Annotated in this window: 12 protein-coding genes; 4 read left to right on the top strand and 8 right to left on the bottom strand. The window is 62.1% G+C overall.

Features of this window, described 5'->3' with window-relative positions:
- Positions 1 to 140: 140 nt before the first annotated feature.
- From bamC to ACP7EG_RS01250, 8 genes are all read right to left on the bottom strand, one after another.
- Entirely contained in the window at positions 141 to 1,334 is a 1,194-nt protein-coding gene (bamC, locus tag ACP7EG_RS01285; RefSeq protein ID WP_426086103.1) for an outer membrane protein assembly factor BamC, read from the bottom strand.
- 80 nt (positions 1,335 to 1,414) lie between these two features.
- Positions 1,415 to 2,293 (bottom strand): 4-hydroxy-tetrahydrodipicolinate synthase, encoded by an 879-nt coding sequence (gene dapA, locus ACP7EG_RS01280; protein WP_071075951.1) that lies wholly within the window; start codon positions 2,291 to 2,293, stop codon positions 1,415 to 1,417.
- An 84-nt stretch (positions 2,294 to 2,377) separates the two neighbouring features.
- Entirely contained in the window at positions 2,378 to 2,950 is a 573-nt protein-coding gene (locus tag ACP7EG_RS01275; RefSeq protein WP_426086101.1) for a class I SAM-dependent methyltransferase, read from the bottom strand.
- A 42-nt stretch (positions 2,951 to 2,992) separates the two neighbouring features.
- Positions 2,993 to 3,670 carry a site-2 protease family protein gene (locus ACP7EG_RS01270; protein WP_426086100.1) on the bottom strand — a complete coding sequence of 226 codons (678 nt, stop codon included), beginning with the start codon at positions 3,668 to 3,670 and terminating at the stop codon, positions 2,993 to 2,995.
- 83 nt (positions 3,671 to 3,753) lie between these two features.
- Entirely contained in the window at positions 3,754 to 4,377 is a 624-nt protein-coding gene (locus ACP7EG_RS01265; RefSeq protein WP_096237305.1) for an L-threonylcarbamoyladenylate synthase, read from the bottom strand.
- 36 nt (positions 4,378 to 4,413) lie between these two features.
- Positions 4,414 to 5,298: a protease HtpX gene (gene htpX, locus ACP7EG_RS01260; RefSeq protein ID WP_070303511.1), complete on the bottom strand. Its 885-nt coding sequence runs from the start codon at positions 5,296 to 5,298 to the stop codon at positions 4,414 to 4,416.
- A 92-nt stretch (positions 5,299 to 5,390) separates the two neighbouring features.
- Positions 5,391 to 6,224: a 3',5'-nucleoside bisphosphate phosphatase gene (locus ACP7EG_RS01255; RefSeq protein WP_426086098.1), complete on the bottom strand. Its 834-nt coding sequence runs from the start codon at positions 6,222 to 6,224 to the stop codon at positions 5,391 to 5,393.
- A gap of 102 nt (positions 6,225 to 6,326) precedes the next feature.
- A complete protein-coding gene (locus ACP7EG_RS01250) occupies positions 6,327 to 7,205 on the bottom strand; it encodes an alpha/beta fold hydrolase (RefSeq protein ID WP_426086097.1) in 879 nt (292 codons plus the stop codon).
- Positions 7,206 to 7,424: 219 nt separating this feature from the next.
- Between ACP7EG_RS01250 and ACP7EG_RS01245 the strand changes: the two genes are divergently transcribed.
- The 4 genes from ACP7EG_RS01245 to ACP7EG_RS01230 all read left to right on the top strand — a co-directional run bounded on the left by ACP7EG_RS01245 (position 7,425) and on the right by ACP7EG_RS01230 (position 12,637).
- Positions 7,425 to 7,949, top strand: coding sequence for a gamma carbonic anhydrase family protein (locus ACP7EG_RS01245; protein ID WP_289945203.1), 525 nt, complete (start codon positions 7,425 to 7,427; stop codon positions 7,947 to 7,949).
- A gap of 4 nt (positions 7,950 to 7,953) precedes the next feature.
- Positions 7,954 to 8,934, top strand: a complete 981-nt coding sequence (hslO, locus tag ACP7EG_RS01240) for an Hsp33 family molecular chaperone HslO (RefSeq protein ID WP_426086096.1) — start codon at positions 7,954 to 7,956, stop codon at positions 8,932 to 8,934.
- Between the two features lie 161 nt (positions 8,935 to 9,095).
- On the top strand, positions 9,096 to 11,507 hold the full coding sequence (locus ACP7EG_RS01235; protein WP_426086094.1) for a TonB-dependent receptor: 2,412 nt from the start codon (positions 9,096 to 9,098) through the stop codon (positions 11,505 to 11,507).
- A complete protein-coding gene (locus ACP7EG_RS01230; RefSeq protein WP_426086093.1) occupies positions 11,507 to 12,637 on the top strand; it encodes a glycerophosphodiester phosphodiesterase in 1,131 nt (376 codons plus the stop codon). Before ACP7EG_RS01235 ends, ACP7EG_RS01230 begins: the two co-directional genes overlap by 1 nt.
- Positions 12,638 to 12,708: the final 71 nt, after the last annotated feature.

Raw genomic sequence — 12,708 nt, 5'->3', positions numbered from 1 at the left:
CTCGGGTCGGCTTTTTTGCGTCCGCAGTTTTATCCGCAGGATAAAACGCTGACTATCGGCAATAAAAAAGGCTGCCCCGGTTTCCCGGGCCAGCCTTTTTAATGCGCGGCAGGTTTTCAAACCTGCCGCTGCCACACCATTTATTTCAACTGCTCGTTCAACAAACCCAGGATCTTCTCGGCCACTGGCGAGGTATCGGGCTGGCCTTCGTTGCTGAGGATGCTGACCAGGCTGTTCGAGCCATTGCCGGCCTTGACCAGGACGCGGTAACGCTGCGCTTCCTTGTCCTTGTCGGACGACGAGCCCCAGCTGAACAGTTTCGAGAAGAAACCATCTTTCTTGACGACATCAGGATCGACGTAACGCACGAAATACGTGCCTTGCGTGCGGTCGCGGTCTTCCACCGTAAAGCCGACACGGTCCAGCGCCAGGCCGACACGGCGCCAGGCGCGGTCGAAGCCTTCATCGACTTCGATGGCGCGCGCCGGCGTGGCGGCTTGGCCCACCAGCTTGGCGTGCTGCGGCTGCACGATGGCGGCGTCGACAGCCGTCTTCGCCTGCGCATCGTCGCTGGCCGCGCCCAGGCGCGTCATCAGCTTGGCCAGGAATTGCGCTTCCAGGCCCGGATCGTTCGGACGCGCGGTCCAGGTGGTGGTTTCCTTGTCGCGGCCCGTAACGACCTCTTCCACGCCACGGTGACTGATGTAGATTTCGGTCGAGCCGTCGGCCAGACGCTCCACGCGAGTACGGTATTTGTCTTTTTCGCCGCTCGAATACAGGCCGTCGAAAGCCTTGCCGATCGTGCTGCGAATGATATCTTGCGGGATCTTGGCGCGGTTTTCGTTCCACTCGGTTTCCATGATGCCAGCCGTCGGCTGATCGAGGGCGACGGTAAAGCCGGAATCTTCCCAGAACTGCTTGAGCTGCGGCCACAGTACTTCAGGCGACTGCTTGACGACCAGCCAGCGCTGGTTGCCCGCGCGCTCGACCTTCACACCACCGGCAGTGACAGGCACGACGCCCACCACGCCGTCGGCGCCCACGACGACGGGCGTACCGGCCGTGGCGCTGCGCTGCGCGTTGTAGCCGGAAGCCGTGGCCACGCCGTTTTTCGCATCCGGCAGGGAGTAGCGGTTGTCCTGCTGCAATTGCGTCAGGTCAGGCGGCACGTCCAGGGTGCTGGCTTTCTTGACCGACTTGTAGTCGACCTTGTCGCCACCGACTACCGAACTGATCATGCCACAGCCCGCAAGGCTGGCTGCGACGGCGCCGATGATAATGCCGCGGACGGCGATGGTGGCAGGCGCCGGTATGGTTTTCTTGCAATTAGTCATGTCGTAACTGGATAAGAAGCTAAGTAGCAGCTGGAATCAGGGAAGGTCCGGACTGGTCAAGCCCGGGCTTGAAGTTCGGCTTAAGACAGGATGCCAGCGTCGCGCAAGGCCTCGCGCACGGTGGCATGGCAATTTTCAGCCAGCGGCACCAGTGGCAAGCGTATGCCGGCTGGCATCATGCCCATTTCGGCCAGCGCCCATTTGACGGGCACCGGATTGGGCTCGACAAACAATTTCTGGTGCAGGGGAAAAACTTTGTTATTGATGGCGATCGCCGTGGCGCGCTCACCGGCCATGGCTGCGACGCACAGTTCGTGCATGGCGCGCGGCGCCACGTTGGCCGTCACGGAGATGTTGCCGTGGCCGCCGCAGAACATCAGCGCCATGGCCGTCGGATCATCGCCCGAGTACACGGCGAAGCCCGCGGGGACCAAACGCAGCAGGTCGATGCCACGGCCGATATTGCCGGTCGCATCTTTCACGCCGACAATATTCGGGATGGCGGACAGGCGCACGATGGTTTCGTTGCTCATGTCGGCAACGGTGCGGCCAGGTACGTTGTACAGGATGACGGGAATGTCGACGGCTTCGGCGATGGCCTTGAAGTGCTGGTACATGCCTTCCTGCGTAGGACGGTTGTAGTACGGCACCACTTGCAAGACAGCATCGGCGCCCGCTTCTTTGGCATAGCGCGTCAGTTTGATGGCCTCGGCCGTGGAGTTGCCACCGGCGCCGGCGATGATAGGAATGCGTCCCTTGGCATGTTCGACGGTCAACTTGATCAGTTCGCAGTGTTCTTCCACGCTCACTGTTGCCGATTCGCCCGTGGTGCCAACGATGACGATGCTGTCCGTACCCTCGGCGATATGCCAGTCGATCAGCTTGCGCAGACCTGGAAAGTCCAGACTGCCGTCAGCGTGCATCGGGGTGACGATTGCTACAATGCTGCCCTTGATCATAGTAAGTTTATAGCGCCGATAAATAAAACAACGATTGTAGCGGATAGCCCGCGCCTGTGGTGCATTCTGACATAGTATGGCCGCTCAAAACGTCGGCAGCAAGGCTGCCAACCGTGGAAAATCCGGCCGGACGGCACAAATTCGTTGCACCAGAGCAGCTTTTGGCTGTTCCACGCGCCCATCCTCGTACGCTACCACACGCAAGCCGTGCTGCACCGCCCAGGTCAGCATTTCGCCTTCGTTCAGCAAAAATTTCGGATTCGACGGCTTGCCGAACTGCTCGTTACCCTCGGCGAAGGTTTCGTACAGCAGCACGCCATCGGGCGCCAGGCTGGTCACCATCGCTTCGAGCAAAGGCCGGTGCAGATAATTGGTGACGACGATGCCGGCAAAGCGGCCAGGCGCGAACGGCCATACGGCGCCCGGTGCCTCCAGGTCCACCAGCGAGGTGGTGATGCCCGTGCCGGCCGCCTTTTCCAGCATTTCCGGATCATGGTCGAGCGCGATCACGGGGTGGCCCAGGCTGACCAGGTGGCGCGCATGGCGGCCGGCGCCACAGGCCAGGTCCAGCACTTCGCCGCCCGGAATCAGGGGTGCCCAGCGGCGCACCCAGCCCGAAATCGCTTCAGTTTCTATTGTTGGTTCAGTTACTTGCATCGGTACTTCCATCAATTATTTACGACCATCCAGTTGCTTGTTTCAAGTCAATATGGCCGTCAGGGGTGTGACCAGGGTGACAAAAATGCCAATCACAAATTCGATCGCCGCCAGCAGGGCGCGGTTCAAGATGCCCGTGTACATCAGCAGCACCAGGGCGCCGAAGACATACAGGCTGTAGCGCTCGATGCTGGCGTAAGGACGCGCCAGCTGCATCGGCAGCAAGCCCGTCATGATGCGCCCGCCATCGAGCGGTGGCACGGGAATCAGGTTAAAGACAAACATGGCCGCATTCACGCTGACGCCGGCGCCGGCCATCTTGCGGAAAAACATGCCCATTTCCGTCGGCGGCAGGACACTCAGGACAACAAAAGTGATCATCCAGCCGAAGCCCATGACGAAATTGGCGCCAGGACCGGCAAACGCCACCCACGCCATCTGCTTCTTCGGATTGCGCAGGCGGCTGAAATCGACGGGCACCGGCTTGGCATAGCCGAACGGTACCTGGATCGTGAAATACAGTATCAAGGGCAGCAAGATCGTGCCGAAAGGATCGATATGCCGGATGGGATTGAGGCTCAGCCTGCCCTCGTTCGAGGCCGTGGGGTCGCCGAAGTATTTGGCGGCATAGCCGTGCGCCGCCTCGTGCAGGGAAATGGCAAACAGCACCGGCACCAGGTACACCGCAACGGTCTGGACTATCGTATTGAAATCGCTCATGACCGCGATTCTACCAGAGGCGTCCCAGGCACTTTCTTATGTTGCCATTAAAGATAGGTAAATCCCGCGCCCTGCGCCAGCGACTACAAGCCCAGCACGGCCGGGTCGCCCCGTCCCACGCGCACCACTTCCGGCTCCGCTCCCGTCAGGTCGATCACGGTGCTGGGGCCATGCGCGCAGACGCCGCCATCGATGATCAGGTCGACCAGCTTTTCCAGCCGTTCGCGGATGGTGTCGGCATCCGTCAGGCTGTCTTCGTCGCCAGGCAGGGTCAGGGTCGCACCCAGCAGGGGCTGGCCCAGTTCTTCCAGCAGGCTTTGCACGATGCGGTGCTGCGGCACGCGCAGGCCGATGGTCTTGCGCGAAGGATGGCTGAGGCGGCGCGGCACTTCCTTGGTCGCCTCCAGGATGAAGGTATAGGCGCCCGGCGTGCCCGCCTTGAGCAGGCGGAACTGGCGGTTGTCCACGCGGGCATACAAGCCCAGCTCGCTCAAGTCGCGGCACAGCAGGGTCAGATGATGCTTTTCATCCACGCCACGGATGCGGCGCAGGCGCTCAACGGCGCCCTTGTCGTCGAGCTGGCACACCAGCGCGTAGCAGGAATCCGTGGGCAAGGCCACGACGCCGCCGGACTGGATGATCTGCGCCGCCTGTTTGATCAGGCGCAATTGCGGATTCTCGGGGTGAATCTGGAAAAATTGACTCATGGTCTACGTAGTCTTAGTTATTGGCATTAATTATCATTATTGCACGCCGCGCAGGGCGGCGATGCGTTGCTCGATCGGTGGATGGGTGGCGAACAGCGCGCCCCAGCCGCCATTGCCGCCGCTGATGCCCAGCGCCTGCATCGATTGCGGCAGTTCGCCCGGCGGCACGCCGCCCAGGCGGGCCAGCGCATGCATCATCGGCGTGGGGCTGCCCAGCAGCTTGGCGGAACCGGCGTCGGCGCGAAATTCGCGCTGGCGCGAGAACCAGGCCACGATGATGGAAGCGAGCAAGCCGAAGATGACTTCGCACACCATCACGGTAACAAAGTAACCGATGCCGCGTCCGCCGCCTTCGCGGTTGTTATTTTTCAGCAGCACATTGTCGACAAAGAAACCCACCACGCGGGCCATGAAGACGACGAAGGTATTCACCACGCCCTGGATCAGGGTGAGCGTCACCATGTCGCCATTGGCGACGTGGGCGATTTCGTGGCCCAGCACGGCTTCGACCTCATCGCGGTTCATGCTTTGCAGCAAGCCTGTGGAAACGGCCACCAGCGCCGAGTTTTTGAAGGCGCCCGTGGCAAACGCATTCGCGTCGCCTTCGTACACGGCTACCTCCGGCATGCCGATACCGGCCCGCTCGGACAGTGCGCGCACGGTATTGACCAGCCACAACTCGGTCGACGAGGTGGGGTTGTCGATGACGCGCGCGCCCGTGCTCCACTTGGCCATCGGTTTGCTGATCAACAGGGAAAAGATCGACCCTGTAAAACCCACCACCAGCGAAAACACCAGCAGGCTGCCCAGGTTCAAGGTGCTGCCGCGCGCCGGATTGCCCACGCCCAACAAGCTGAGGACGAGCGACAGCACCAGCATCACGGCCAGGTTGGTTGCAATAAAAAGGACAATACGTTTCATGGGCGATGGCTCCAGAATGAGAGTAATAGCTAAAAGATAAGCATGCAGTGGCGAATTTCAAGCCTGCGCGGCAGGCGCAGGCCAGCCGCGCCCTAGAACCAGTCGTGCCAGATGGGCGTGACGTTGGTGGGCAGCGGCGGCAGCTTGGCAAAATCCACGCGCGATTCGCCCGGCGCATGGAAATCCGTGCCGCGCGAGGCGAGGAAGCCGTAGGCGTTGGCCAGCTGCGCGTATTCCGGATACTGGTCCGGACTGTGACTGCCCGTGACGACTTCGATGGCCACGCCGCCGAGTTGCTTGAATTCATCGAACAGCACGCCTTGCGCCATGTCGCTGAAACGGTAGCGGCCCGGATGGGCGATGACGGCCACGCCGCCCGCGCCACGTATCCAGCCCACCGCCTCGGCCAGGGTGGCCCAGCGGTGCTCGACATAGCCCGGCTTGCCTTCCGACAGGTATTTCTTGAACACGTCAGGGATGTTCGCGCATTTCCCCGTTTCCACGATGTAGCGGGCAAAGTGCGTGCGCGACATCAGATCCGGGTTGCCGACAAATTTCAAGGCCCCTTCATAGGCGTCGGGGATGCCGGCCAGGTCCAGCTGGCGGGCGATTTCGCGGCCGCGCGCGTCGCGCCCCGAACGTGTCTGGTGCAAGCCCTGTACCAGGCCCGGATTGTTTTCATCGACTTGCAAGCCCACGATGTGCACGGTCTGGCCGGCCCAGGTGATGGAAATTTCCACGCCGGCCACGAAACGCATGCCCAGGTCCAGCGCGGCCGTGCGCGCGGCGGCAACGCCGGACACTTCATCGTGGTCCGTCAGTGCCCATACATCGACGCCAGCCTTGCGCGCGTACGCAGCCACGGCAGCGGGCGCGAGCACGCCGTCGGAAATATTCGAATGACAATGCAGGTCGACTTTAAGCATGTGAAAACAATACCCTGCACGGGCTCAGCATGGAAGAAGTTTTCATTGTACGCTGCTTGCCCGATAAGGAAGTCGCGTTAGCGACACAGTTGTGCCAGCGCATTACTGCGCCAGGAAAGTTTCCACCAGACGCGCCAGTTCCGCCGGCTGGTCATGGTGCAGCATGTGGCCGGCGTCCGCCAACATCTCGCAGCGCACATCCTTGATGCAGGCCAAACGCCGGTCGATTTCAATGCGCGCCTCTTCCTTCGGCCCCATCCATTGCCACATATTCGTATCATCGGCTTCCACCCACAGCACGGGCGCCGTGATGCGGCGCCAGCACGCCATTACTTCTTCCACCTGGTACAGGATGGGATTGACCCGCTTGTGCTGCGGGTCGCCCAGGATGTCCCACTCGCCCGCCTCGTTCTGCGCCGACCAGTGCTCGGCCAGGAAGGCGGCGCGCGCGTCCGGCAGGCGCGGATTGGTCTTTTGCAGGCGCTCGGCCACGGCCTGTTGGCTCGGATAGCTGCGCATGGCGGGCGGCTCGCGCAATTCATCGAGCCACTTGGCGTAGCGGCCCGGCGCCTGCTCCGGCTTGGTTGCCATCATGCCGAAGCCTTCCAGATTGATGAAACGGCTGATGCGCTCGGGCCGCACGCCCGCGTACAGGCCGGCCACGTTGGCGCCCATGCTGTGGCCGAGCAGCTTGACGGGTGCATCCGGCGAATAGTGCAGCAGCATGGCGTCCAGGTCGGCCAGGTAGTCGGGGAACCAGTAGGTGTCCGATTGCGTGTAATCGCTCAGGCCAAAGCCGCGCCAGTCGGGCGCGATCACGTGCCAGTCACCTTGCAATTCGTCGACGACGAACTGGAACGAGGCGGCCACGTCCATCCAGCCGTGCACCATGAACAGGATGGGCGCGCCTTCGCGACCCCAGTGGCGCACATGCGTGCGGGCGCCGCGGATGTTGATGAATTCGGAACGGGAAAGTTTCATGGGTTTCATCTGATTGCCTGCCTTGAAAGTGGCGCGGATGGCGCCACATGCTGTGTCTGTAGATAGGGTACGCATAAAAGTACGACCGTTCGATTATTATACCGGATTAGCGCCGGGCGCCAGGACTTGTCCTGCAACAGCGTAAAATAGCGTACGCAGCACAGTAAAACTTCAGCGTCCGGCCATGCCCGTCGCTTCCACCACCGCCACAGGCTAATGATGACACTCTACCAATTGGGCGCCGATGCGCCACAGATTGACGCTTCCGCTTTTGTTGCCGACACGGCCAACGTGATCGGCAAGGTGACCCTGGAAGCGAACACCTCCGTATGGTTCGGCGCGACGCTTCGCGGCGACAATGAACGCATCACCGTGGGCGCCAACAGCAATGTGCAGGAAGGCGCCGTGCTGCACACGGACCCGGGCTACCCGCTCGACATCGGCCAGAACGTGACCATCGGCCACCAGGCCATGTTGCATGGGTGCACGATTGGCGATGGCGCCCTGATCGGCATCCAGGCCGTGATCCTGAATGGCGCGAAGATCGGCAAAGGGTGTCTGGTCGGCGCAGGCGCGCTGGTCACGGAAGGCAAGGAATTTCCCGACAATATGCTGATCATCGGCTCGCCGGCAAAAGCCGTGCGGCCCCTGACGGCAGACGATATCACCAGGCTACAAGGCAACGCCGTGAACTATGTGCAACGCGGCCAGCTATTTAATACGCAACTCAAGAAGATTGGATAAAAGAATGACGACTGAAACCACCGGCGCAGTCAGCGCAGCCGTTAGCGGCCAGGATACCCTGCAAAAATTTATTTTCGACAACGCCGCCGTGCGCGGCCAGTTCATCGACGTTTCCCACACCTGGCAGGAAGTGGTGGCGCGCCACGCCTATCCGACGGCCGTGAAAAAAGTGCTGGGCGAAATGGTGGCTGCCGCCGCCCTGCTGTCGGCCAACCTGAAATTCAACGGCTCCATCATCATGCAGATCCACGGTGACGGTCCCGTGCGCCTGATGGTCGTCGAGTGCGACTCCGACCTGCGCCTGCGCGCCACGGCCAAGCTGGACCCGGACGCCACCATCCCCGACGTCGCCACCGTGCCGCAATTGCTCAACGCCACGGGCAAGGGCCGCTTCATCATCACCCTGGACCCAGCCGACAAGGTGCCGGGCCAGCAACCGTACCAGGGCATCGTGCCGCTGGACGGCGACGACATGGCGACCGTGATCGAAAACTACATGTTGCGTTCGGAACAGCTCGATACGCGTCTGTGGCTGGCCACGGACGACAGCGTCTCGCGCGGCCTGCTGCTGCAAAAGCTGCCCCACCATGGCGGCAAGGCCGAAGCGACGCCTGTCTCGGAAGAAGTTGCGCTGGACACATGGCACCGCGCCGTGATGCTGGCGTCGACCCTGAAAGAGGAAGAAATCCTCGCCACCGACATCGAGACCCTGATGCAGCGCTTGTTCTGGGAAGAAACGATCCGCGTCTTCGACCCGCTGCACCCGAGCTTCCATTGCAGCTGCACGCGCGAAAAAGTGGGCAATATGCTCAAGATGCTGGGAGAAGAAGAAGTCAACGGCACCCTCGACGAAGTAGGAAAAGTGGGCGTGAACTGCGATTTCTGCGGCCAGCACTACGAATTCGACAAGGTCGATTGCGCGCAGCTGTTCATCACGGATGCGCCAGCGGAAGTTTTAATACCTCCAGCCGCCAGCATCAACTAAGCTCAAGCAAGCATTACAGTTTCGCCATCATCCTTCCGCGCCGCCCCTCAGGCGGCGCCATTGTTTCCACTGTCATCGTTCCGTCATCAGTTCGTCATCAGCCCGTCACGCGCCGCCGTTACGCTGCGCAGCTTGTATTACTTCCCACTTTCCACAGGCTGATGATGACCACCCACTTGACGCTGGCGCTGCGCCGCCATTCCTTCCATGTTTTGCTGGGCGCTTGCGCCGCGGGCCTCTCCCTGCCGGCGTTGGCCCAAACGGCTGTGGCCGCCGCCGTGGCGTCCGCCGCCACCGACATGGCCGCTGCCCCGGCTGCCGCTGACGAGAATGCCCCGATGACCACCGTGGAGATTTCCTCGCGCAAGACGCGTTCTTCGGTCGCCCTGAGCAAGAATGAAATCCAGAAAATCCTGCCCGGCACGAATCCCCTGAAAGCCTTGCAAACCTTGCCTGGCGTCAGCTTCCAGACGGCCGATCCATGGGGCAACAACGAACAAAACCTGTCGCTGTTCGTGCATGGCTTTTCCGGCCAGCAACTCGGCTACACCATGGATGGCGTGCCGCTCGGTGACCAGCAGTACGGCAACTACAACGGCCTGTCGCCGCAGCGCGCCGTGATCAGCGAAAACGTGCGCAGCGTCGTGCTGTCCTCCGGCGCGGGCGACCTGGCGACGGCCTCGACCAGCAACCTGGGCGGCACCATCGAAACCTATTCCAGCGACCCGCTGGCCACGCAAGGCGCCAGCGTGCAGCAAACGGTGGGCAGCCACCGCACCTCGCGCACGTTTGCCCGCTATGACACGGGCGCCTTCGGCGACGGCAGCAGCGCCTATTTTTCCATCCTGCACCACGAAGCGCGCGCCTGGGACTTCGATGCGCGCCAGGGCGGCGACCAGTTCAACGCCAAATACGTCAACCGCAGCGAGGCGGGCAAACTGACCCTGTTCTTCAATTACTCGGACAAGATCGAGCCGAACGAAGACAGCACCGTGCACGTGAAGGGCGAGACGAGCGCGCCGTACACGCGCCCCTTCCTGTACCCGGACTTCAAGGCGGCCCTCAATTACCTGTCGCCGACGGGCGCCACGCCGCCTGCCGACGGCAACAATTACCGCAATTACTACAGCGATGCGCAGCGCACCGATTACCTGGCCTACGCCAAGTTCGACGCCAACTTGTCCGAAGGCATGACGTGGTCGAACCAGGTGTATTACCACAAGGATGACGGCGCGGGCGTGGTAGCCGGTCCCATCGGCGTGGCCGGCTTGCCTGGCCTGTTCAGCGTGTACTACCCGAAACAGAACCTGAAACAGGTGTTCGGCAACTCGGGCTACGCCGTGCGCACGACGGAATACGACATCAAGCGCGGCGGCTTCATTTCCACCCTGCGCAAGGAAATCGGCAATCACCAGCTGGAAGCGGGCCTGTGGCTGGAACAGAACCGCTCGTCCGCCTACCGCCGCTGGTATGCGCTGGACGTCAATAACCCGACTTCGCCCTACGACCGCCCCAGCAATCCTCTGATCACGCAGTACGGCAGCGAGATCGACAACAAGGTGGTGCAGCTGCACTTGCAGGATGAATGGCGCATCCGTCCCGATATCGCCCTGCAGGCGGGCTTCAAGTCCAGCCTGCAGTTTGCCGATGGCCAATTCCCCGTGCAACCGGCCCTGGGCGCCATTTCCGGTGGTTCGACGGCCTTGCCGGTCGGCACCATCAACACGAAAAAATGGTTCTTGCCACAAGTGGGCGCGCGCTGGGACTTCACACCGCAAGACCAGCTGTACTTCAATATCCAGAAAAACATGCGCCAGTTCGTCACTTACGGCGGCGGCGGCGCCTCGCCATGGAGCTTGTCGAGCCAGGCCGCGTTCGACCTGTTCAAGCGCGATGCCAAGCCGGAAACGGCCCTCACCTATGAAGTGGGCGTGCGCGGCAGCCATGCCCTGAACCTGGGCGCCATCACGGCCATCGATGGCCAGGTCAATGTCTACCACGTCGATTTCAGCAACCGTTTGCTGCAGATCAGCCCGACGCCCGTGATTTCCTCCATCATCGGTGGCAACCCCGTGCTGGCCAACGTGGGCAGCGTGCGCACGGACGGCATCGATATCGCCGGTACCGTGCACTTCGGCAACAACTTCTCGTTCTACAATGCCCTGTCGTACAACCGCTCGCAATACGCGGACAACTACAACAACGGCGCCGCGCTGGTATTGACGGCCGGCAAGAACGTGCCGGGCTCGCCGGAGTGGCTGAACAAGTTCGTGGCTTCGGCTACGTTTGGCGATATTGAAGTGCAACTGACGGGTGACTATGTGGGCAAGCGCTACGCGACGTACACCAACGATTTGTCCGTGCCCAGCTATTTCCTGATGGGCCTGGGCGTGTCGGGCAAGCTGCCGGCCATGGCCAGCTGGCTGAAAAACCCGCGCTGGCGCCTGAACGTCAGCAACCTGGCCAACCGCGAAGGCTCGCTGAACGTGGTGGTGGGGGCGGCCGACAAGACGTACAACACCTTCCCCATCGCCCCGCGCCAGGGCTTCCTGACCTTGACGGCGGATTTCTGATGCGCACGCCCGCTCTGCCCCAGCGTCACTTTTCGCGCCGCAGCTTCGTCCAGGCGGCCGTGGGCGGCCTGGCGCTGGCCGCCGCCCCCGGCTTTGCCGCCGGCTTGCTGGAGACAAAACCGGCGCGTCCGCTGGTGTTCGCCCACCGGGGCGCCAGCGCCCTGCGCCCCGAGCATACGCTGGCGTCGTATGCCAAGGCCATCCTCGACGGCGCCGACTACGTCGAGCCCGACCTGGTCGCCACGCGCGACGGCATTCTCGTGGCGCGCCATGAAAGCAACCTGATCGACACCACCGACGTGGCCCGTCGTCCCGAGTTCGCCAGCCGGCGCGGCAAGAAGCTGGTCGACGGCGAATGGCACGAAGGCTGGTTCGTCGACGACTTCACGCTGGCCGAGCTGAAAACCCTGCGCGCCATCGAACGGCTGCCGAAAGTACGCACCGGCAACACCTTGTACGATGGTCAATTCCAGATCCCCACATGGGAAGAAATCATCGATTTTGTTGCAGCGCAATCTGCCGCCAGCGGGCGCGTCATCGGCCTCGTACCGGAGCTGAAAAGTTCGACGTATTTCCGCGATGCGGGCCTGGCGCTGGAAGACCGTTTCCTGTCGACCATGCTGGCGCACGAATACACGCGCCGCGCGCCGATCGAAATCCAGTCCTTCGAAGTGGCCAATTTGAAGTACCTGCGCGAGAAGCTGGGACGGCGCGCCAACGTGCGCCTGATGCAGCTGGTGGTGGGCGGCGAAGTGCGCCCCATGGATGTCGTCAAGGCCGGTGGCAAGCTGACCTTCGGGCAAATGATCACGCCGGCCGGCTTGCGCGACATCGCCGCCTATGCAGACGTGGTGGCGCCGCCCACGCGAGGCGTCATCCCGCTGGGCGCGGATCAGCGCCTGGCTGCGCCCACGACCATCGTCGACGATGCGCACCAGGCAGGCTTGCTGTTGCACACGTGGACCTTCCGCCCGGAAAACCGTTTCCTGGCGGCCGACTTCCGCGATGGCAATGGCGAGAACGCGCGCAACGAAGCGGGATCCGTGGCGGAAATGCGGCGCTATATCGAAACAGGACTGGACGGCTTTTTCAGCGACGATCCGGGCCTGGGACGCATCGCCGCCGGATAAACATTTCGTAACAATTTTAATTTCAGGGCGTGGCCAGCGGCTACGCCCTTATTATTCGTTTCTTGAATTTC

The sequence above is a fragment of the Janthinobacterium sp. PSPC1-1 genome (assembly GCF_049897625.1).
Classification (GTDB): domain Bacteria; phylum Pseudomonadota; class Gammaproteobacteria; order Burkholderiales; family Burkholderiaceae_D; genus Janthinobacterium; species Janthinobacterium tructae.
This window is presented reverse-complemented; position numbering and strand designations above follow the sequence as displayed.